Below are 20,706 nucleotides of genomic sequence, written 5' to 3'. Positions count from 1 at the left end.
TCGCGGCCGGTGTCGTGGACATCCGCCCGTGACCGCCGTCACCATCGGCACATGACGCTCACTCCGGCCGAAGCCGACAAGATCCTCGCCGACAACTTCGCACCCTGGGTGCTCGACCTCGGTCTGACCGTCGTCGAGACGGGCGGGCTGCACGCCGTGCTCCGCCTGCCGTGGACCGGCCGGCTCGCCCGGGAGGGTGGAGCCCTGTCCGGCCAGGCGCTGATGGCGGCGGCCGACACGGCCACCGTGATCGCCGTGTCCGCGGCCCGGGGCGGCTTCGTCCCCATGACGACGGTCCAGCAGTCGACGGCCTTCCAGCGGGCGGTGACCGGCGCGGACGTACTCGTCGACGCCCGGATCTCCAAGCTGGGCAGGCGGATGGCTTTCGCCGACATCACGATGACGGCACACGGCGCCGACGAGCCCGCCGCCCGCGCCTCGACCGTCTACGCGCTGCTCGGCTAGCCGCGGCAGGCAGGGTTTGCCTGACGCGGCACCGGAGCCCCCGGTCGTCCGCCGCGCTCTCCCGCGCCGGGGGCCTGCGCGCGCCCGCGCTCCCCGGGGGCACCGCAGCGTCCCGGGGGCGCGCACCCCGTGCACGCACCCGTGCACGCACCCCTCGCGCCCACGCCCCCCCGCGGCCTCCGGCTGCCCGTGGACGGCCCCCCGCCCCTACAGCCCCGCCCCGGCCGCCCCGAGCGGCGCTCCCGCACACCCCCTTGCCCGATCAGGCCCCAGCCAAGAACATGAAGAACCACTTGACATGACGAACCGTCAGATCAGTTGGCGAAGGGACCGGAACATGGTGGTGTACGGGATGCAGCTCCCGGTTCAGTCGCAGAGCACCGTCTTCGCCGAGTGCTGGGAGGCCGCCGCGGGCCCGGACGATCTGCTGGCGATCGCCCGCACCGCCGACCGGGCCGGCTTCGCCTACATCGCCGTCTGCGACCACGTCGCGATCCCGCAGCGCCTAGCCGGGGCCATGTCCACCGTCTGGTACGACCCCGTCGCCACGCTGTCCTTCCTGGCCGCGGCGACCGAGCGGGTGCGGCTGCTCAGCCATGTCGCGGTCGTCGGGCTGCGCCATCCGCTGGTAACCGCCAAGCAGTACGCGACCCTCGACCACCTGTCCGGTGGGCGGCTGGTCCTCGGGGTCGGCGCGGGGCATGTGCGCGAGGAGTTCGAGGCGCTCGGCGCCGACTTCGCGTCGCGCGGCGCCCTGCTCGACGAGACCATCGACGCGCTCAGGGTGGCGCTCGGACCGGAGGAGTTCCCGAGTTTCGCCGGGAAGCGGTTCGCCTTCGAGGGGCTCGGGCAGAGACCGCGGCCCGTCCAGGCCCGGGTGCCGGTGTGGGTCGGCGGTTCCTCGCCGGCCGCCGTGCGCCGGGCCGCCCTCAAAGGGGACGGCTGGCTGCCGCAGGGCGATCCACGCGACCGTCTGCCCCGGCAGATCGCCCGGCTGCGCACGCTGCGCGAGAAGGCCGGGGTCGAGGACCCGCTCGTGGTGGGGGCGATCACCGAGCCCCTGTACGTCGGCCGCGCCGGCTGGGACACCGGCCGGCGCACGCTGACCGGTGAGCCCGAGGTGCTCGCAGAGTCGCTGCGCGAGTACGGCGCCATGGGCGTGGACCAGATCCAGGTGCGGTTCCGCAGCCGGAGCCGCAGTGAACTCACCGACCAGATGGCGGCCTTCGCCGCCGAGGTGGCTCCGCGACTCGGATGTGAGGGGTAGGGCATGGGGAAGCTGGACGGGCGCGTCATCATCGTCACGGGTGCGGCCCGGGGGCAGGGCGAGGCGGCGGCGCGGCTCTTCGGCGCGGAGGGTGCCCGGGTCGTCCTCGCGGACGTCCTCGACGACCGCGGCGAGGCGGTCGCCGAGGAGGTCGGGGGTCTGTACGTCCATCTCGACGTCGGCGACGAGGACGAGTGGGCCGCCGCCGTCGCGGCCGCCAGGGACGCCTTCGGCCGTGTCGACGGCCTGGTCAACAACGCGGGCATCCTGCGCTTCAACGAACTGGTCAGCACGCCCCTGGAGGAGTTCCAGCAGATCGTCCGAGTCAACCAGGTCGGCGTGTTCCTGGGGATCAAGACCGTCGCGCCGGAGATCGCGGCCGCGGGCGGCGGCACGATCGTCAACACCGCCTCGTACACGGCGCTCACGGGCATGTCGCACGTGGGCGCGTACGCCGCGACCAAGCACGCGATCCTCGGTCTGACCCGGGTGGCCGCCATCGAGCTCGCCGCGCGGCGGATCCGGGTCAACGCGGTGTGCCCGGGCGCGGTGGACACCCCGATGAGCAACCCGGACGGCGCGGACCCGGAGGCGCTGGACGGTCTGTACCGGCGGCTCGTGCCACTCGGGAGGGTCGGGCGGCCGGAGGAGGTCGCGCGGCTGGCGCTGTTCCTGTCCTGCGACGACTCCTCGTACATCTCCGGCCAGCCCTTCGTCGTCGACGGCGGCTGGCTGGCCGGTGTGAACGTCTCCTGGCACCTCATCTGACGCAGTGTCAGATGAGGTGCCGCCGCTCTCTTGACGCCCCGGACGCGCGGTGGAACAGTCGGCCTCAACGAATCTGACGGTGTGTCAGAAAAGCAGGAACGGGACGGTGAACCCCCGTGGAATTCGGCCTCTTTGTTCAGGGTTACGTCGGCAAGCGCGCCGAGACCGACCCGCTCGCCGAGCACCGGGCGCTGATGGAGGAGACCGAGTACGTCATCCAGGCGGACAAGTCCGGCTTCAAGTACGCCTGGGCCTCGGAGCACCACTTCCTCGAGGAGTACTCGCACCTCTCCGCCAACGACGTCTTCCTCGGCTACCTCGCCCACGCCACCGAGCGCATCCATCTCGGCTCGGGCATCTTCAACCCGCTGGCCCAGGTCAACCACCCCGTCAAGGTCGCCGAGAAGGTCGCCATGCTCGACCACCTCAGCGAGGGCCGCCATGAGTTCGGCTCCGGGCGCGGGGCCGGCTCGCACGAGATCCTCGGCTTCCTCCCGGGCATCACCGACATGAACCACACCAAGGAGATATGGGAGGAGACCATCGCCGAGTTCCCCAAGATGTGGCTCCAGGAGGAGTACCAGGGCTTCCGGGGCAAGCACTGGTCCCTGCCCCCGCGCAAGGTGCTGCCCAAGCCCTACGGGAAGTCCCACCCGCCCATGTGGTACGCGGCCGGATCCCCGCCCTCCTACGCCATGGCGGCCCGCAAGGGGCTCGGGGTGCTGGGCTTCAGCGTCCAGAAGGTCTCCGACATGGAGTGGGTACTGGAGCAGTACAAGACCGCGATCCGCGAGGCCGAGCCCATCGGCGACTACGTCAACGACAACGTGATGGTGACCTCCACCGCCGTCTGCGCCCCCACCCACGCGGAGGCGGTGCGCACGGCGGCGGCCGGCGGTCTGCACTACCTGCAGTCACTGGTCTTCCGCTACCACGACACCTTCCCGCGGCCCGAGGGCTTCCCGGTGTGGCCCGAGACCCTGCCGGAGTACGACGAGGAACTCATCGAACTCCTCATCCGGGAGGAGCTGCTGATCTGCGGCGACCCGGACGAGGTGCTGGCGCAGTGCAAGCGGTGGGAGCAGGCGGGCGCGGACCAGTTGTCGTTCGGCCTGCCCATCGGGATCTCCAGGGAGGACACCCTCCGGACGATCCGCCTGGTCGGCGAACACGTCATCCCGAAGATCGACACCGATCCCATCCACCGTACGACGCGCTTCCGCGAGGCCGCGTGACCGGAGACCGAGGCCCGGCCGGCCCTCTCCCCGGCCGGGTCCCGGACCGGGTCCGGCCAGGGCCGGCCAGGGTCCGCGCCGGACCCGGGCGGGCCGGGGCAGGCGCGGGACCGCGGGCGGTGGCATCCCGGGCCGCCTCCCGCATCCGGCCCGGTCGGAGGGTTGCGCGGCCGCGGCCGGCCGCAGCACCCCCGATCGGGCCCCACCCGTTCCCGTACCGCTCCCCGCTCCCTTGACCGTCTCCGTACCCGTACCCGTACCCATTCTCGTCCCCGGTCCGTCCGCTCCCGTCCCCGGTCCGTCCGCTCCTGTCCCCGTCCCCGTCCCGCTCCCTTGACCGTCTCCGTCTCCGTACCCGTACCCGTACTGCTCCGCCCCCGGCGCCCCGCCCGTCCGTCCACCCGGCGCAACCCCCGGCACCCGCACGCGAAGGGACGACCATGCTCGACCACCTCATCACGCGCGCGACGCTCGTCGACGGCACCGGCGCCCCCGCCCGCACCGCCGACGTCGGCATCCGCGACGGCCGCGTCGCCGTCGTCGCCGGACCCGGCACCGTCACCGAGGGTGCCCGTACCACCGAGGACGCGACCGGACTGGTCCTCGCCCCCGGTTTCGTCGACCCGCACACGCACTACGACGCCCAGCTGTTCTGGGACCCGTACGCCACCCCGTCCCTGAACCACGGCGTGACCACGGTCGCCGGCGGCAACTGCGGGTTCACCCTCGCGCCGCTCAACCCCGACCGTCCCGAGGACGCCGACTACACGCGGCGGATGATGTCCAAGGTCGAGGGCATGTCCCTGGTCGCCCTCGAGGAGGGTGCGCCCTGGGACTGGCACACCTTCGGGGAGTACCTGGACGCGCTCGACGGCCGTATCGCCGTCAACGCCGGCTTCATGGTGGGCCACTGCGCCCTGCGCCGGCACGTCATGGGCCCGGCCGCGACCGGCGGCCGGCCCACCGGGGAGCAGCTCCGTCAGATGACCGCGCTCCTGCGGGACGCCATGGACGCCGGTGCCTGGGGACTGTCCACCACCCAGTCGTCCACCCACACCGACGGCGACGGCGACCCGGTCGCCTCCCGGCACGCGGAGCCCGCCGAACTCGTCGCGCTCTCCCGCGCCGTCGGCGAGCACGAGGGCACCCAGCTCGAGGCCATCGTCGCCGGGTGCCTCGACCGGTTCGCCGACGAGGAGATCGACCTGCTCGTCGAGATGAGCGCCGCCGCGGGCCGGCCGCTCAACTGGAACGTGCTCACCGTCGACGCCGCCGTCCCCGAGCGCGTCCCCCGCCAGCTCGTGCCGAGCGAACGGGCCCGCCGGGCCGGTGGCCGGATCGTCGCCCTCACCATGCCCATCCTCACCCCGATGAACATGTCCCTGGGCACCTTCTGCGCCCTCAACCTCATCCCCGGCTGGGGCGCCGTCCTCGGTCTGCCCGTCCCGGAGCGGATCGCCGAGCTCCGCGACCCGGACGTCCGCGCGGAGATGCTGCGCCGCGCCCGGTCACCGGAGGCGGGCGTCTTCCGCAGGCTCGCCGACTTCGACCGGTACGTCATCGGCGACACCTACTCCGCCGCGAACGACGGCCTCACCGGACGTGTCGTGGCCGACATCGCCGCGGAGCGCGGCGAGGGCGCCTTCCAGTGCCTGGTGGAGATCTGCGCCAACGACTCCCTTCGCACGGTCCTGTGGCCGATGCCCGCCGACAACGACCCGGCCAGCTGGGCGCTGCGGGCGGAGACCTGGCGGCACGAGGACGTCCTGCTCGGCGGCTCCGACGCGGGCGCGCACCTGGACCGGATGTGCGGGGCGCCGTACACGACCAGGTTCCTCGGCGACTGCCTGCGCGGCCGGAAGCTCGTGCCGCTGGAGGAGGCGGTGCGGATGCTGACCGACGATCCGGCGCGGCTGTTCGGGCTGCGCGAGCGGGGCCGGGTCGCCGAGGGCCACCACGCGGACCTGGTCCTGTTCGACCCGGAGCGGATCGACGCCGGACCGGCGACCCTCGTCCACGACCTGCCCGGCGAAAGCCCGCGGCTCGACTCGCGCGCGGAGGGAGTGGTGTCCGTGCGGGTCAACGGGGTCGAGGTCATCCGCGAGGACCGGGTGACCGGCGCCCTGCCGGGCCGGGTGCTGCGCTCGGGCCGCGACACCAGGACGGTGAGCACCAAGTGACGCGCCAGCCGGCCACGTCGCGAGGATCCGCCGTGCCTCAGCGGTCCGCCACGCCGAGTCGGTCCACGTCACGCCGGTCCGGGCCCCGGCGGCTTGCCGCACAGCGGCTGTTCATCGGAGGGGAGTGGGTCGAGCCGGACCGCGGCCACTACGAGGTGGTGAACCCGGCCACGGAGGAGGTCGTCGGTCTCGCCCCCGAGGCGAGCCGGGACCAGGTGTACGAGGCGGCCGCGGAGGCGCGGGACGCGTTCGAGGCGTGGTCGCGCACGGCCCCCGAGGAGCGGGCGGCGATCCTGGACCGGGCCGCCGCCGTCATCCGCCGGGAGTTCGAGGCGTACGCGGAACTCGCCCGGGCCGAGACCGGCGCCACCGCCGGTACCGCGCGGGCCATGCAGGTCGGGGTGGGGGTGTCCCGGTTCCGCAGGTATGCCAGGGGCGCGCTGGAGCCGGTCGAGCGGGGCCTGCCGCCGCAGGTCGTCGAGGCCGGGCCGATGGGCCGGGCGGGTGTCTTCGGCGCGCTCGCCGCGCGCCGCCCGGTCGGCGTGGTCACCTGCGTCACCTCGTACAACAACCCCTGGGCGAACCCGGCGGGCAAGGTCGCCCCGGCCCTCGCGATGGGCAACACAGTCGTGGTGAAGCCCGCGCCGCAGGACCCCCTGTCGGTGTACCGGATGGCGGAGGCGCTCGCGGAGGCCGGCGCCCCGCCGGGAGTCGTCAACGTGGTGAGCGGCTCCCGGGCGGAGGTGGGGGAGGCGGCCGTGGACTCGCCCGACGTCGACATGGTCAGCTTCACCGGTTCCACGGCCGTGGGGCAGCGCATCGGAGAGGTGTGCGGGCGGAGCGTGAAGCGGCAGTTGATGGAGCTGGGCGGCAAGGGCGCCGCGCTGGTCTTCGACGACGCCGACCTGGACTCCGCGGTGCTGGGCATCGGTACCACGTTCGCCTTCTACAGCGGCCAGATCTGCACCGCGCCGACCCGGGTGCTGGCCCAGCGCGGGGTGTACGACCGGCTGGTCGAGCGGCTCGGCGCGTTCGCGGCCGGGCTGAAGGTCGGCGACCCGGCGGATCGGGAGACCGTGGTCGGCCCGGTGATCTCCGCCGCCCACCGGGATCGCGTCGAGGCGTACATCGAGCTGGGCAGGAAGGAGGGCGCGCGCCTGGTGACCGGCGGGGAGCGGCCCGGCATGGCGCGCGGCTTCTATGTCGCCCCGGCGCTGCTCGCGGACTGCGGCAACGGCATGCGGGTCGTCCGGGAGGAGATCTTCGGTCCCGTGGTGGTCGTGGTGCCGTTCGACGACGAGGAGGAGGGGGTGGCGCTGGCCAACGACAGCGACTACGGCCTGATCGACTACGTCTGGTCGGGTGACGTGGCCCGGGCGTTCCGGGTCGCGCGGCGGCTGCGGGCGGGCGGGGTCGGCGTCAACACGGTGGGCCGGAACATGGAGGCGCCGTTCGGCGGTTTCAGGAAGAGCGGAGTGGGGCGGGACGTGGGCTCCTACGCGCTGCACGCGTACAGCGAACTGCAGGCGATCGTGTGGCCGGGCGGGTGAGCGGCCCGGTGGGTGAGCGGCGGACGGCCCAGCAGGCGAGCGGCGGGCGAACGGCGGACGGGACGGCAGGCGAACGGGCCGCGGCGGGGGCGGGCCGCGGCTGAGCGGCCCGGCAGGTGAGCGGCCCGGCAGGTGAGCCGGCCGGTTGGGGGAGACGTAGGTCACGGGAAATTTTGGAAACGGGCAAAACGGGCACAGCTGCGGTTTTCGCAATCCGGAACCCGGTATGTGGTGCCTGCGGATTCATGCGGTGTTTGCCGATCTGACCTTTCAATCGGTGGCGTCCTGCGTCCCAGTGCATGACTATCCAAGGTCGCGTATGCGAACCCGCAACCTCCGGATACGGGAACCGCAGCACTTAACGTCCTCCTCATGACTCAGCTGGAGACGCGGCCCCAGGTCGGGGACACGGTACGGGGACGCTCCGAAGGGGGCGTCCGGGCCAAGGGGCTGGAGAAGAACTCCGTCGGCCTCCTCGGCAGTGCCGTCATCGGCATTTCGACGGTCGCCCCCGTGTACTGCCTGACCTCGACCCTCGGCTCCACGGCCGGCGAGGTCGGCCTGCAGATGCCCGCCGTGTTCCTGGCGGGCTTCCTGCCGATGCTGCTCGTCGCCTTCGCCTACCGCGAGCTGAACCGGGTGATGCCGGACTCCGGCACCTCCTTCACCTGGACGGTCAAGGCCTTCGGCCCGCGCGTGGGCTGGATGTGCGGCTGGGGCCTGGTGATCGCGACGATCATCGTGCTCTCCAACCTCGCCGGCGTCGCGACCTCGTACTTCTGGCTGCTCGCGGGTGAGGTCACCGGCAGCGACGCGATCGCGGCCCTCGACGGCAACAAGGCCGTCCACATCCTCACCTGTCTCCTGCTGATCGCCGTCGCCACCGCGATCAGCTACCGCGGCATGACCGCCACCAAGCGCGTGCAGTACGCCCTGGTCGGCCTCCAGCTCGTGGTCCTGGCCGTGTTCGTCACGATGGCCCTGCAGAAGGCCGGGGCGGGCGCCTTCGACACCGGCGTCGACTTCTCCTGGTCCTGGATGAACCCCTTCGCGGTCCAGTCCTTCGCGGCCTTCACCGCCGGCCTGTCCCTGTCGATCTTCATGTACTGGGGCTGGGACGCCTGCCTGTCCACCAACGAGGAGACCACCGGCTCCGACCGGACCCCCGGCCGCGGCGCCCTCATCGCGATGGTCGTCCTCGTCGGCTCGTACCTCGCCACCGGCATCGCCGCCCAGATGGCCGTCGGTTCGGGCGACAAGGGCCTCGGCCTCGCCAACCCGGACACCTCCGACAACGTCTTCGCCGCGCTCGCCGGCCCCGTCATGGGCCCGGTCCTCGGTGTGGCCCTCTTCATCGCCGTGCTCGCCTCGGCCGCGGCGAGCCTCCAGACCACGTTCATCCCGGTCGCCCGCACCGTGCTCGCCATGTCCTCGTACGAGGCCCTGCCCGGGTCCTTCTCCAAGGTCCACCCGCGCTTCAAGGTCCCCGGCCGCGCCACGGTCGTCGCGGGCATCGCGACCGGCGCGTTCTACACCGTGATGACGCTCGTCAGCGAGCACGTCCTGATCGACACGATCTACGCGCTCGGCCTGATGATCTGCTTCTACTACGCGCTGACCGCCTTCGCCTGCGCCTGGTACTTCCGCGCCGAGCTCTTCCGCTCGGGCCGCGACTTCGCCTTCAAGGGCCTCTTCCCGGTCCTCGGCGGCGTGCTGCTCTCGGCGGTGTTCGGCAAGACGCTCTTCGACATGTGGGACCCGGCGTACGGTTCCGGCTCCTCGGTCCTCGGCGTCGGGTCGGTCTTCGTGATCGGCGTCGGCCTGCTGCTCCTCGGTGGAGTGATCATGACGGTGATGCGGCGGCGCAGCCCGGCGTTCTTCCGCGGCGAGGTCCTGACGAAGGACACCCCGTCACTGGTGGTCCAGGACTGACGACCGCGGCACCCGCGAGGGGCCGGGCCCCGGGGGAGCGGGGCCCGCAGTCACGGGGGCGGGGCCCGCAGTCATGGGGGAGCGGGGCCCGGGCTCCGGGGGAGCGGGGCCCGGAGTCACGGCCGCCCGGGCCCGCCCGGAAGCGCCCGCAGCCAGTCGACCAGCAGGCTGCCGACCTCGTCCGGCCGCTCCTGCTGGACCCAGTGGCCGCAGCCGTCCAGGATGTGGCAGGACACCAGGCGGGGAAGCGTGGTCGGGTAGGCCTTGATGGCGTCCGCCATCCACACGGTGGGCCCGTCGTGCTCCCCGCCGATGAACAGCGACGGCTGGGTGATCGACGCCCCGTCCCAGGCCGCGAGATCGGCCCAGTCGCGGTCGATGTTGCGGTAGCGGTTGAGCGGGCCGGTCAGCCCGCCGCGCTCGAACTCGCCCGCGTAGAAGTCCAGGTCCTCCTCGCTCAGCCAGGGGGGCAGCGGGCCGCGCGGGAACCGGTCGCAGAGCCTCCCTCCCGGCGGGACGAAGAAGCGTGGGCCGTCGGCGGACGGCTTCGCGTCGCCCGAGGCCCCGGCGTAGAACCCCGCCAGCCAGGACCTGACGTCCGGCTCGATCTCGGCCTCCGCCCGGCCGGGCTGCTGGAAGTAGTGGATGTAGAACTCGTCCCCACCGCCGCCGCCCGCGAAGGAGTCGGTGGGGCGGGCCGCGCCCCGGGGCGAGTAGGGCACGCTGAGCAGCGCCACGGCGGTGAAGAGATCCGGGCGCAGCAGGGCGGTGTTCGCGGCGATGGGGGAGCCCCAGTCGTGCCCCACGACCACCGCCGACTCGGCGCCGAGGGCCTTCACCACCGCGACGTTGTCGGCGACGTGGCCGAGCATCCCGTACGCCTCCTGCGCGGTGGGCTTGGACGACCGTCCGTAGCCGCGGACGTCGATCGCGACCGCGTGGTAGCCGGCCGCGGCGATCACCGGGAGCTGGTGCCGCCAGGAGTACCAGGACTCGGGGAACCCGTGGACCATCAGGACCAGCGGCCCGGTGCCCTGCTCCACCAGATGGATGCGCCCGCCCGGCGTGTCCACCATGCGGTGCCGCTGCGGCTGCCCGGACGCGGCGGAAGAGCCGGCGGTTGAGCCGGCGGACGAGCTGACGGACTGCGACATCCTGCCTCCTGGTGTGTCCCCGGGCTCCGGCGAGGTGCCGGACGGCGGCCCCTGCGCAAGATCATCGGTAACACGCGCAAAGCCGTCGGTCACACTCAGGCATACCGCTCGCCCGCGCTCCTCGCATGTGCCGCCGGACGGCCGGGTGAACCCCCGGGAGGTGCCGGGCCGCCGTGCCGCGCGCCCGCGTCGGGCGTCCTGCTTCCGGTGCCCGATGTCCAGCGCGTCCCGATCAGGAGTCCTTGTGCGCCTTGAGCTTGCGCCAGACCGCGCCCAGGGCCTCCATGTCCTCCCGGTCCAGGACGTCGGTGAAGACCGGGGCCAGGCAGGCGCGCCGTGTGGCGTCCGCCTCCTCGAACACCGCGCGCCCCTCCGGGGTGAGCGCGACCTCGACGGACCGGGCGTCCCTGGCCGACGGCGTGCGCGAGACCAGTCCGCGGGCCTGCAGCGCGTCCAGGACGCGGGAGACCTGGCTGCGGCTCAGCATGGTGCTGTTGCCGAGCACGGAGGCGGCGACGGGCTCGTCGCGGCCGGCGAGCCAGAGCATCACCTCGAACCAGGAGACGGGCAGGTCGTGGGCCTTGGTCAGCGCGCGGTCGACGCGCTCGATGAGCACGGTCCCGGCCCAGACCAGGCCGTAGAAGGCGTGGTCCGCCTCGGACATCTCCGCCGGGGTGAGCTTCCTGGTCGCCATGCCTCCGATCATACCGGCTTGCGTGTGTGTGCACGCAATGCTTAAGGTGTGTGCACACACAAAAGCATGTTCCGTGTGCCTCCCCCTTCCCGACCCCAAGGAACCCCCATGTCCTCCACCACCGCCTCCACCTCCACCACCCCCAAGGTCGTCCTGATCACCGGCACCTCCTCCGGCATCGGCCTTGCCGCAGCGGTCGCCGCCGCCCGGGCCGGCTGGCGCACCGTCGCGACCCTCCGCGACCCGCGCCGCGCCGACGCGCTCCGCAAGGCCGCCGCCGAGGCCGGGGTCGAACTCGACATCCGGCAGCTCGACGTCGTCGACGAGGCGTCCGTCGCCGCCGCGGTCGACGGGGTGATCGCCGACCACGGACGGCTCGACGCCGTGATCAACAACGCGGGTGCCGGTCACCTCGGAACCCTGGAGAACGAGACCGTCGCCGACGTCCGCCAGGTCATGGAGGTCAACTTCTTCGGCGTCCTCAACGTCTCCAAGGCCGCCCTCCCCCACCTGCGGGCGGCCGGCGGCCGCCTGATCACCGTCACCAGCGTCGGCGGGGTCGTCGGCCAGCCCTTCAACGAGGCCTACTGCGCCGCGAAGTTCGCCGTCGAGGGCTACATGGAGAGCCTGGCGCCGGTCGCCGCGTCCGTCGGCGTGAGCGTGTCCGTCGTGGAACCGGGCGCCGTGGCGACCGAGTTCGTCAACAACGTCGGCCTCGACCTGACGGCGGAGATCGCGGCGGCGGGCCCGTACGCCCCGGCCCTCGACGCCTATGTCACCCGCACGGTCGCGCAGTTCCTCAACGGCGCCCAGACCCAGGACGAGGCGGCCGCGGCCGTACTGGAGGCGCTGACCGCGGACCGCCCCCCGTTCCGCCTCCAGACCTCCGACTGGGCGCGCGACTTCACCGGCATGAAGCTGAACGACCTCGACGGCTCCGCGGTGCTGGCGACCACGGGCGCCTGGGTGGCCTGAGTCCGCGTCCGGGGCGGGCGGTCGGCACCCGGTCCGGAGCCCGGCGTACGGGGGACGGGAGTCCGGAGCCGGGGGTGCGGAGCCGGGGGTCCGGAGCCGGGAATCCGGAGCCGGGCGTACGGGACGGGGTGAGACCCGGTCGCCGACGGGTCCGGCGTTCGGGGCGGGTGGGACCGTCCCGGCTCCGGCCGGGGAGCACGGTCGTCACCCCGGGTGCCCCAGGAACACCGGGTTCGTGAACGCAGCCAGCGGCCCCGGGAAGCCCGGTACCGGCACGACGGCCGGGTGCCGCACCTCCGCGCGCACGTACGCCGCGTACGCCGCCGTCGTACGCCACTCCACCGTGCCCGTGCCCTCCGCCGGGAGCGTCGCCGTGTGCAGCACCCCCTGGTCGGTGACGATCCGGGCGGTTCGCCCCGGGGCGCCGGTGACCTCCAGACGGACCGTCACCGGGGTGTCCGCGCCGACCCGGAGCCGCTCGCCGATGCCGGCCCGCCGGCCCCGGCCCCCGTACGCGGCGAACGACAGCGACACGGCGGACGATTCGGCGACGTACGAGCGGCCCGCCCGCAGGCCGTCCAGGACCGCCTCGCGCGTCAGGTCGTCGGCGAGGACCACGGTCTGCGGGGCGCCCACCGCGTCCGGGTCCCGGTGCGCGTCGCTGCTGCCCATCGCGGGGGTCCAGCGGCCGCCCGAGCGGACGGAGGCGACCAGGGTGCCGTCCCAGTCCGCCAGGGACACGTCGTCGTCCGGGGTGTACGGCCCGTTCCACACCTCCACCGCGTCCGCCTCGCCGAAGCCGAACTTCCAGCCGCAGCCGATGCAGGTGGCGTGCGGATGGGCGGGCACCACGAGGCCGCCGGCGCGGCGGATCGCCCGGGCGTAGTGGCCGAAACGGTTGTCCCGGGCCCGGTAGCGCCAGTCGACGAACGTCCCCGGGTCGGTACCGACCGCCACCACATGGCCGTTGCGGGTGGTGACCTCCTCGCCGAGGAGCACCAGCAGGTCGTCCCCGGCGGCGTCCGCCCACGCCCCGTGCGCCGCGTGCGTGTTGTGCTCGCTGCTGTTGACGAAGTCCAGCCCGGCCGCGCGGGCCAGCGCCGCGATCTCGCCGGGGGTGCGGCGCCCGTCCGAGTACCAGGAGTGCAAATGGCAGTCGCCCCGGTACCAGGCGCGGCCCCGGCCCTTCGCCCGCTCCGGCGGGTACACCGGCTTCGGCGTCGGCGCGGGCCTGCCGTACCCGAGCGTGACGGTCACGGTGTACGCGAGGCCCTGCGGCGCGATCGTGTACGGGCCGAGCGCGATGTGCCAGGTGCCCGCCCGGACCGGCCCGGGGAGGTAGCCGGGCGTCGCCTCGTCGCCCCGGATGAAGAACTCGCCGCGCGCCCCGCCCGACCAGCCGCGGAAGCCCTCGCCGCCGAGCGCGGTGCCCCGCTCGTCGAAGATCCCGATGTCGAGGGCGTTCCCCTGCGTTCCGGCCGGGACCTGCGGCCTGTCGTAGGTGTACGACACCCGGATCTCGGCCACCCCGCGCGGCACCTCGACCGGCAGGTACACGAAGTCGGGGGAGCCGGGCGGCAGGGTGCCGCGCACGACCTCGGTGGTGTGCCCGTCCGCTGCGTCCGCTGTCTCGGCGAAACTCACGCCGCCCAACGTAAGTGCGGTGGCGGCTCCCGTCACGAACAGCCCGCGCCTGCTGAGGTCCGCGTCGTCCTCGTTGCCCATGCCGTCGGCTCCCGGGGTGGTGAGAGGGGCAGGTGTGGTACGCAGTGGTGGTGCGGTGCGGTGGTACGCAGTGGTGGTACGCAGTGGTGGTACGCAGTGGTGGCGCGGAGTGGTGGTGCGGAGTGGTGGCGCGGTGCTACGGGTGGTGCCGGTGCGTGAGCCCTCCAATCTCGTACCCCGCCGTGAACGCCGCGGCAAGGGGCGGCGATCGGCGGATGACCGGCCCATGGCCCGTGCCCCATGGCCCGTGGCCCTCGGCGGTCCCGCTCCCGTCGGCCGGAGGCCGTTCCCCCTCGGTGCCGTACGCCGCTCCCCGGTGCCGTACGGAGCTTCCGCCGCCCGACCGCCGCCCGCACCGTCCGCCCGCCCTCTCGGAAACCCGCGCCGCAGCGCGTAGCTTGTCCCCGCCAAGCACCCACGGCCGACGAGGCGGAGGAGCCGCTGTGCGGATCTCGACCACGATCTTCCTGACGGACGAGACGATCACCCCGGTACGGCTTGCGCGGGAACTGGAGGAACGCGGCTTCGCGGGGCTGTACCTGCCCGAGCACACCCATATCCCGGCCGAGCGGACCACCCCGTACCCGGCGGGCGGCGACCTGCCGCCGGAGTACGGCCGCACCCTCGACCCGTTCGTCGCCCTCGCGCAGGCCGCGGCGGTCACCGCCACCCTCGGTCTCGGCACCGGCATCACGCTGGTCGCCCAGCACGACCCCATCGCCCTCGCCAAGCAGATCGCCACCCTCGACCACCTCAGCGGCGGCCGGTTCACCCTCGGCGTCGGCTTCGGCTGGAACCGGGAGGAGGCGGCGGACCACGGCGTGGAGTGGTCGACCCGGCGCGACCTCGTCCGCGACCGCATGCACCTGATGCGCGCGCTGTGGGCCGCCGAACCGACCCCGTACCACGGCGACTTCGGCTCGGTCCGCGCCTCCCACGCCCACCCGAAGCCGGCGAGCGGCCCCGCGCCCCGCACCCTCGTCGGCGGCACGGCCGGCCCGGGGCTCTTCTCCCACATCGCCGACTACGCCGACGGCTGGCTGCCGATCGGCGGCCGCGGCCTCACCGAGTCCGTCCCCGCCCTGCGCGCCACCTGGCGGCGGGCGGGCCGCGACCCGGGCGCCCTCCGAATCGTCCCGTACGCGGTCCTCCCCTCGGAGGGCAAGCTCGCCCGCTACGCCGAACTGGGCTGCGAGGAGGTCGTCCTCCAACTCCCGCCGGCGGGGGAGGGGGAGGTGCTGCGGGTGCTGGACGAGTACGGGAAGTACCTGTGACCCGGGCGCCCCACCCGGCGCCGGCGGACTGATCAGGCCAGGGAACTGAGCCGCTCGGCCCCTCGGATGCGGCCGCGCGGCGCCCATCCTCGGAAGCGGGCGGGGTCGCTCCCCGGCCCGGCGGATCATGCTGTCGGGCGCCAGTCGGCCTCGGGCCGTCCGTGCTCCACGAACTCGGCGGGAACCTGCGCACAGGGGGCGTAAACGCTGACGAACAGCGTCGTCGTCGAGTCGTTCCACCGCACGTCGACCTGGTAGCCGTCGGCCGGGTCTTCGAATCGAAAGCCCAGTTGGCGGTAGGTCGCGCCGGTACGGTCGCCTTCGTGGGTGAGCTTCCACCCCTGCTGGACCAGTTGCCGGCGTACGCGCTGCTGCGCCTCGCGGGCGGTGGCTTCGGGGACGTCGGGCACGCTCCAATCGAGACCGAAGCTCCGGACGTCGCTCCGTGCCTCGTCGATGTGGGCGATGCCCCTCAGCCCGCGGTAGTAGCAGGCGCCGGTGACGACTCTGCCAGGGTCCGCGGCGTGCTTCTCCTGCAGGGCGAAGCCGTCGTACACCTCGTCGGCGCGAGCCGTGAGCCGTTGCGCGACCGCGTCGGGGTCGGCCGGGGGATACGGTGCGCCGTTCCATGCGACATTCCATGCGAAGTTCCCCGCCACCACGGCGACGACCAGCAGAGCCACTACCGCGATCCCCGTGACGGCGTACGGGACGGACTTTTCGGGGGTCACGGCTCTCCCCGGTCGGCTCTGGAACATGCTGGTGACCGTAGGCGCCGGTAGGGCGCGCCGCATGAGTAGCCGTACCTGGATCGATCCGTGTGAGAACGCGCGAGGGGGCGAGTGTCCAGTTCTTCGTCGAAGTGCCGAGCATCCCATCGATGCCGAGGGGTGTCTCGTTCGGTGCTCGAGTGATGAGTCCAGCGGCGTTTCCTCCTGGGTGACTGAGCGTTTTCCAACCTCACGCTGATGCGTGGTGAAGGACGACTACTGCCTTCACGACGTTTGTGATGCGGTTGGTGCTGCATCGGAGTTTCCGCAGGAGTCGCCATTCCGGCCAATAACCGCAAGGTGCGGGTGGACAAGTCGATAGAGGACGGATAGACAAGCACGCAAAGCTACTGCCAGACACGGGTGATCTTGGTCGAGAACCCGTCTACCAGGAGCTTCGTCGTTGCGCAGGACAGTCCAACGCCTTCAGCGCTGCCAGCTCTGAAGTGGCTCACTGGCAGGGGAGTCTTGTGGCGGAAGCAGCTTGCTAGCCAGGCGTCCCGTCGCGCTTGCTTCGTCGGGCGAGGTTTCGGGCCTGCCCTTCGTGAATGTTGCTTGCCCACTCCCAGCCGGGTTTGGGAGATACGACCCGTGGGTCGCTGGACACCCGGGCGTCACGTAGGTCCTCCACGTACGCTCGATCCAGTTTGATCCTCGCGCGTACCTCCTCATCTCTGGCGAGGGACCCATGTCCGGGGATGAGGACATCGACGTTGTCCGCTACGCCCTCGAGCAGCCCCAGCCCGACCAGGTAGTCCTCAATCGGGTCAACGGTGTCGTCGAGCATGGGAACGAAGACGTCGGAGAGCATGTCACCGGCGATGAGAACTCGGCGTTCTTCGATCAACAGGGCCGCATGGCCCGGGGCATGCGCCGGATGCTCGATGATCCGCACCTTGGGGCCGTCCCAAAGAAGCTGCGCGGTTTCAGCAGGCAGACCAGTGATCAGGCCGTACAGATCGAGCGGTGTGTCCTCGGCGATTTCCGGCGGCAGCCCCTCAGCGACGCCGGCCCTCCAGTCCGCGTTCGACAACACATCCTGCATGAAGTCCGCGCAGCGGGCTGTGCCGTAACGAGGCGCTTCGCCGAGTTCGGCGTGCCAGAGCACGTGATCCCAATCAGGATGCGTCGAGAACCCCGCCACCACGGGCCGGCCCAGCTCTCGAAGGTCGTTCGCCAGGCAGGTCATTTCGGCACCGGTAATCCCGGCGTCTACGAGTAGCACGCCGTCCCTGCCCTGCACGACAACGGTGTTGTTCTCGAGCAACTCACTCTGGTGGATCAGCACACCCCCGGCGACCTGCTTCAGCATGGGTCCCTCCCCGTTTGATGTCCGCACCCTGCCGGAGGGTCCGGCGCACATCAACACAACCGCACGGGGGCGCGTGATGGCGACTCTGCGGCAAGACCGTCCACGGAGGCTTCTTCAGGGGCCAGCCCGCGTCAGCTGAGGACCCGGAGATGGCACTTCAGGTTGGAAGAGGCTCACTGAATTGCATGATCATCCGGAAGCCGCCCGCATGAAAGATCGAATATCGGATTCAATGTACGGCGACATGTCGCTGAGTGCCGCCAGAACACCCTTGAGTTCCTGTGCGAGATGCGGCGCATGGACCCAGGTGGCTGGATCGACGGTCAATACTGCGGACAGCAGGTCGTCGTCGTAGAATCCGCCGTCTGCCTGTGCGGGGGCGGTGTCGCGGAGGATCTCCAGAGCGAGCGGCAGCAGAAAGGGCAGCCCGACGTCCTGCCCGATCAGCCGACGCAGTTCCTCGACGCCGAGAAGCCCAATCGGGCGAGCCCGAAGAGCGTGAACGGACTTGACGAGATCCGTGGCGTCGGGTGATGGCTCTGGCCATCGCCGACCCTCGAGTTCCTCGAGTGAACGTTGCCTGTCGAAAGAGCTGTTCACGAGTCCCCTTCCGCTGAAGTTCCGTTGGCGCCTTGCGCGTCTGGAATGGGCGCCCGGCCCCACAGCGTGCCGAGCGTGAGCCGTGGTCCGACCCTACGGCTCAGCGGTTGTCGTCCGGCTGTGGGAGACCTCCGCTCCGCACATTCGACAGAATCGCGCCCGTGAGATCGGCGTTGTCCGTGCGGGCGGATACCAAGGTCGCCCCGGCGAGATCGGCGCCGGTGAGGTCGGCGTGGCGGAGATCGGCGCCCACGAGATGTGCCCGACGGAGTGACGTGCCCTGCAGTCTGGCACCCCAGAGTCGGGCGCGAGCGAGCAGGGCGCCGTCGAGTGCGGCATGGGAAAGATCGCAGTGCGTGAAAATCCCCAGCCCGGCCTTGACCCCCCGTAGATCGGCGTTTCGCAGAGACGCCCCGGCGAGATCGGTGCTTGTGAGCATGGCTTCAGAGAGGTTGGCCTCGTTCAGCGTCGAGTCGCGCAGGTCTGCGTAGGCGAGGTACGCGCGTCGAAGGTCGGCGCCTCGGAGGTCTGCCCCTACGAGATGGATGCCTCCCAGGTCGTGTTCGTCGTTCCACGGCGACGCGTCCCTGGCAACGCGGCGCCAGTCGTCACCGCTCTCGAGTGCCGCACGAACGGTGTGAGCCAGCTCGGCACCCCTGGGTGAGTTCCACCTCTCCCTGAGGTGGTCTTCGTGTTGGGGCTGGGCGTTGCTCATCATCGTCCTCTTTCACCGTTCGCGTGGTGTCAGGCTCGATGGCCGATTCGACGGAGGAATCGCGAGCCGATCTGGTCGCCTCTCATGATGGGTGGTCGGCACTGTCGAACCGGCCGCGCGCTGTGGCCCTGCCCGGACGGCCTCGCGTCCTTCCTGACCTCGCGCGGCGCCGGCCTCGGCCCTGGCGTGGTCGAGGTGGTGGCCGACTGCTTCCACCCCCGGATCGCCCTCAGCGACCGCCATCCCATCGTCAAGGCCACCGGGGCCGCGCTCGAGGGGGTGCCCCGCCGTACCTCCGACGCGGCCGATGACTACATCCCCTACCTGCCGGCGCGCGAGGAACTGCCGCCGGAGTCGGCCGACGTCTGGACCGGGTTCCTGGAGCAGCTCACGGCCGAGGAACGCGAGCAGGGCCCCGGGCTCGCGGCGGCGGCACTCGCGGAGTTCACCGGACCCGTCGATGGAGACGAACCGCGTCACGAGCTTGTCGTCACCCACAACTTCCTGATCGACTGGCTCGTCCGGGCCGCCCTCGAAGCGCCGAAGTGGCGGTGGCTGGGCATCAACCACGCCAACGCGGCCCTGACCGTCATTCGCTACGCACCCGGCCGCCCCCCGGCGGTTCTCCTCTTCAACGACACCGGCCACCTCCCCGCCGAGCTCCGCTGGACCGGCTTCCCGCCGGAGCTCCGTGTCTGACGCGCGGAGACGAGACCGGCCGAGCGTCGGCACCGTGAAGGGGGTGTTGACCGAAATGGCCGGGATGACGATGCCCGTCGGGGCGGAACGCGGCGGCAACGGGGTGGACGGCAGCGGCATTCGCCGCTCGCATCGCATGACGACAGGCGTGCCAGGCGTTCAACGAATCCTGCGACACGGCGAGTCGACCATAGGGGGAATCAACCCACCAGAGGCTCAAGAGCCTCCAGCGCCTGCGACGACTGAGCGCGCAACTCCGCCCACTCTGGCGAATCTTCCAATGCATCCGATCTCCAGATCTCTGCACCCGCATTAGCCATCCTGTCGAGGATGTCGTCGATCGGCTGAGTCGCTTCGACTGCGAGCCTTGGAAGTCTTCCTTTCGTTACCTTCCCGCAAACGAGCCGGAATGCGTCATCGAATTCCAGCGCGAGCTCGTCCACGTCGACCTGGAGGGACTGCAGGTGGCTCAATTGGCGTTCTGCGGGCCAGGAGAGACGCTCGAGGGAAGCGCGCAACTGGCGAAGGCCTGCGTCCTGCGGTGCACATTCTGTCATGGGATGACTCCTCTCAGGTCTCCTTCCCGTCCCTTGACGCGCCAGTATGCAGGCGTCCGGCAGCCGGCTTCGCACGCGACCACCGGCACGGGGCTGCAGGCTCGGCCTGGTCGAACCGGCAATGTCGACCGGCCGGCGGTGGACGGACCTTCGGAACCTCGCCCGCGGCGGAGTCCGGATCTCGTGCCCGGGAATCACTCATGAGTTCGCTCCGACTCACGGCGGGGAGTTCTGGCTCGTGAGCGCCGTCGTCTCGTGCAGATGCTCCTCGACCGGACCCAGATCCCGGTCATGAGCCAGGACGATATCGTCCGCGAAGTCGAGGACGCGGATGGTGCCGTTGGGGAACTGAAAGGTGTTGCCGACGGCGTAGTCGTGGCGGCCGCTCCGATAGCGGATCTCCCGCACGGAGAGGATCCGCAGGCCGATGAAACGGGTCATGGGGAAGTCGGGCAGGTCGTCCTCGACCGTGGTGTGGCCGCATTCGCTGATGTCGTAGGGGCCGTGAGGTTCGTCGATCTCCAGGGACAGCCCGTCGTCCCGTGTGTGGAACCGGACGGGGCCGAGGCCGTCCATGTGCAGCCACATATGCAGGAGGGAGGGCTCCGTCTCCTGGTAGTGGTGCCAGGACGTCGTCACCTTCAGCAGGCGTCTGCCGATGAGGTCTTCAGCGTTGACCATTCACCGATGCTGCACGGCGTTCAACCTCTCGGCTCGCGAATTTTGCTTCGGAGCGGAACGCCCATCTGCGGATAGTCCTCCGCTTGGTCACGAGGTCGTTCTTCGGGTTGCTCTTCCACACGATCTCGACCAGGAGGAGCACCGCACGGGATT

General features: G+C 71.5%; 19 protein-coding genes and 1 pseudogene. 10 read left to right on the top strand and 10 right to left on the bottom strand.

Annotated elements, in window-relative coordinates; all coding sequences use genetic code 11:
* Nucleotides 1–51 precede the first annotated feature (51 nt).
* The 7 genes from DDW44_RS13060 to DDW44_RS13030 all read left to right on the top strand — a co-directional run bounded on the left by DDW44_RS13060 (nucleotide 52) and on the right by DDW44_RS13030 (nucleotide 9,397).
* The gene (locus tag DDW44_RS13060; protein WP_017945605.1) at nucleotides 52–465 is read left to right on the top strand and encodes a PaaI family thioesterase; all 414 of its coding nucleotides are present in this window, start codon (nucleotides 52–54) and stop codon (nucleotides 463–465) included.
* A gap of 337 nt (nucleotides 466–802) precedes the next feature.
* Nucleotides 803–1,732 carry an LLM class F420-dependent oxidoreductase gene (locus tag DDW44_RS13055; protein WP_108906533.1) on the top strand — a complete coding sequence of 310 codons (930 nt, stop codon included), beginning with the start codon at nucleotides 803–805 and terminating at the stop codon, nucleotides 1,730–1,732.
* 3 nt (nucleotides 1,733–1,735) lie between these two features.
* Entirely contained in the window at nucleotides 1,736–2,500 is a 765-nt protein-coding gene (locus DDW44_RS13050) for an SDR family NAD(P)-dependent oxidoreductase (RefSeq protein WP_108906532.1), read from the top strand.
* A gap of 116 nt (nucleotides 2,501–2,616) precedes the next feature.
* Nucleotides 2,617–3,735 (top strand): LLM class flavin-dependent oxidoreductase, encoded by a 1,119-nt coding sequence (locus DDW44_RS13045; protein WP_108906531.1) that lies wholly within the window; start codon nucleotides 2,617–2,619, stop codon nucleotides 3,733–3,735.
* Nucleotides 3,736–4,175: 440 nt separating this feature from the next.
* Nucleotides 4,176–5,915 carry an N-acyl-D-amino-acid deacylase family protein gene (locus DDW44_RS13040; RefSeq protein WP_027732108.1) on the top strand — a complete coding sequence of 580 codons (1,740 nt, stop codon included), beginning with the start codon at nucleotides 4,176–4,178 and terminating at the stop codon, nucleotides 5,913–5,915.
* Nucleotides 5,916–6,022: 107 nt separating this feature from the next.
* Nucleotides 6,023–7,465: an aldehyde dehydrogenase family protein gene (locus DDW44_RS13035; RefSeq protein ID WP_108908825.1), complete on the top strand. Its 1,443-nt coding sequence runs from the start codon at nucleotides 6,023–6,025 to the stop codon at nucleotides 7,463–7,465.
* A 372-nt stretch (nucleotides 7,466–7,837) separates the two neighbouring features.
* The gene (locus tag DDW44_RS13030) at nucleotides 7,838–9,397 is read left to right on the top strand and encodes an APC family permease (RefSeq protein WP_108906530.1); all 1,560 of its coding nucleotides are present in this window, start codon (nucleotides 7,838–7,840) and stop codon (nucleotides 9,395–9,397) included.
* Nucleotides 9,398–9,513: 116 nt separating this feature from the next.
* On the opposite strand, the gene DDW44_RS13025 is transcribed toward DDW44_RS13030, so the two are convergent.
* Nucleotides 9,514–10,551, bottom strand: a complete 1,038-nt coding sequence (locus DDW44_RS13025) for an alpha/beta fold hydrolase (protein WP_108906529.1) — start codon at nucleotides 10,549–10,551, stop codon at nucleotides 9,514–9,516.
* A gap of 232 nt (nucleotides 10,552–10,783) precedes the next feature.
* A complete protein-coding gene (locus tag DDW44_RS13020) occupies nucleotides 10,784–11,245 on the bottom strand; it encodes a MarR family winged helix-turn-helix transcriptional regulator (RefSeq protein WP_017945613.1) in 462 nt (153 codons plus the stop codon).
* A 108-nt stretch (nucleotides 11,246–11,353) separates the two neighbouring features.
* Here DDW44_RS13020 and DDW44_RS13015 point away from each other — a divergent pair, with 108 nt between their 5' ends.
* The gene (locus DDW44_RS13015; protein WP_108906528.1) at nucleotides 11,354–12,220 is read left to right on the top strand and encodes an SDR family NAD(P)-dependent oxidoreductase; all 867 of its coding nucleotides are present in this window, start codon (nucleotides 11,354–11,356) and stop codon (nucleotides 12,218–12,220) included.
* Nucleotides 12,221–12,424: 204 nt separating this feature from the next.
* Here the strand turns inward: DDW44_RS13015 and DDW44_RS13010 are convergent, their stop codons facing one another.
* Nucleotides 12,425–13,945: a CehA/McbA family metallohydrolase gene (locus DDW44_RS13010; protein ID WP_108906527.1), complete on the bottom strand. Its 1,521-nt coding sequence runs from the start codon at nucleotides 13,943–13,945 to the stop codon at nucleotides 12,425–12,427.
* 443 nt (nucleotides 13,946–14,388) lie between these two features.
* Between DDW44_RS13010 and DDW44_RS13005 the strand changes: the two genes are divergently transcribed.
* Nucleotides 14,389–15,219, top strand: coding sequence for a TIGR03619 family F420-dependent LLM class oxidoreductase (locus DDW44_RS13005; RefSeq protein ID WP_108906526.1), 831 nt, complete (start codon nucleotides 14,389–14,391; stop codon nucleotides 15,217–15,219).
* Nucleotides 15,220–15,344: 125 nt separating this feature from the next.
* Here DDW44_RS13005 and DDW44_RS13000 read toward each other — a convergent pair whose 3' ends face one another.
* The 5 genes and pseudogenes from DDW44_RS13000 to DDW44_RS12980 form a co-directional block, all read right to left on the bottom strand.
* Complete coding sequence (locus tag DDW44_RS13000) at nucleotides 15,345–15,950, bottom strand: hypothetical protein (protein WP_108906525.1); 606 nt, start codon at nucleotides 15,948–15,950, stop codon at nucleotides 15,345–15,347.
* A 229-nt stretch (nucleotides 15,951–16,179) separates the two neighbouring features.
* Nucleotides 16,180–16,269 (bottom strand): annotated as a pseudogene (locus tag DDW44_RS12995) (IS5/IS1182 family transposase); the annotation flags it as partial.
* Nucleotides 16,270–16,476: 207 nt separating this feature from the next.
* Entirely contained in the window at nucleotides 16,477–17,301 is an 825-nt protein-coding gene (locus DDW44_RS12990) for an MBL fold metallo-hydrolase (protein ID WP_108906524.1), read from the bottom strand.
* 189 nt (nucleotides 17,302–17,490) lie between these two features.
* A complete protein-coding gene (locus tag DDW44_RS12985; protein WP_108906523.1) occupies nucleotides 17,491–17,901 on the bottom strand; it encodes a contact-dependent growth inhibition system immunity protein in 411 nt (136 codons plus the stop codon).
* 100 nt (nucleotides 17,902–18,001) lie between these two features.
* On the bottom strand, nucleotides 18,002–18,619 hold the full coding sequence (locus DDW44_RS12980) for a pentapeptide repeat-containing protein (RefSeq protein WP_244224022.1): 618 nt from the start codon (nucleotides 18,617–18,619) through the stop codon (nucleotides 18,002–18,004).
* Between the two features lie 81 nt (nucleotides 18,620–18,700).
* On the opposite strand from DDW44_RS12980, the gene DDW44_RS12975 reads away from it, so the two are divergent.
* A complete protein-coding gene (locus tag DDW44_RS12975) occupies nucleotides 18,701–19,315 on the top strand; it encodes a histidine phosphatase family protein (RefSeq protein WP_244224021.1) in 615 nt (204 codons plus the stop codon).
* Nucleotides 19,316–19,515: 200 nt separating this feature from the next.
* On the opposite strand, the gene DDW44_RS12965 is transcribed toward DDW44_RS12975, so the two are convergent.
* Together DDW44_RS12965 and DDW44_RS12960 are read right to left on the bottom strand one after the other, a co-directional pair.
* Nucleotides 19,516–19,872, bottom strand: coding sequence for a hypothetical protein (locus DDW44_RS12965; RefSeq protein WP_108906522.1), 357 nt, complete (start codon nucleotides 19,870–19,872; stop codon nucleotides 19,516–19,518).
* 216 nt (nucleotides 19,873–20,088) lie between these two features.
* Complete coding sequence (locus DDW44_RS12960; protein WP_108906521.1) at nucleotides 20,089–20,553, bottom strand: hypothetical protein; 465 nt, start codon at nucleotides 20,551–20,553, stop codon at nucleotides 20,089–20,091.
* Nucleotides 20,554–20,706 lie beyond the last annotated feature (153 nt).

It is taken from the genome of Streptomyces tirandamycinicus (assembly GCF_003097515.1).
GTDB lineage: Bacteria > Actinomycetota > Actinomycetes > Streptomycetales > Streptomycetaceae > Streptomyces > Streptomyces tirandamycinicus.
This window is presented reverse-complemented; position numbering and strand designations above follow the sequence as displayed.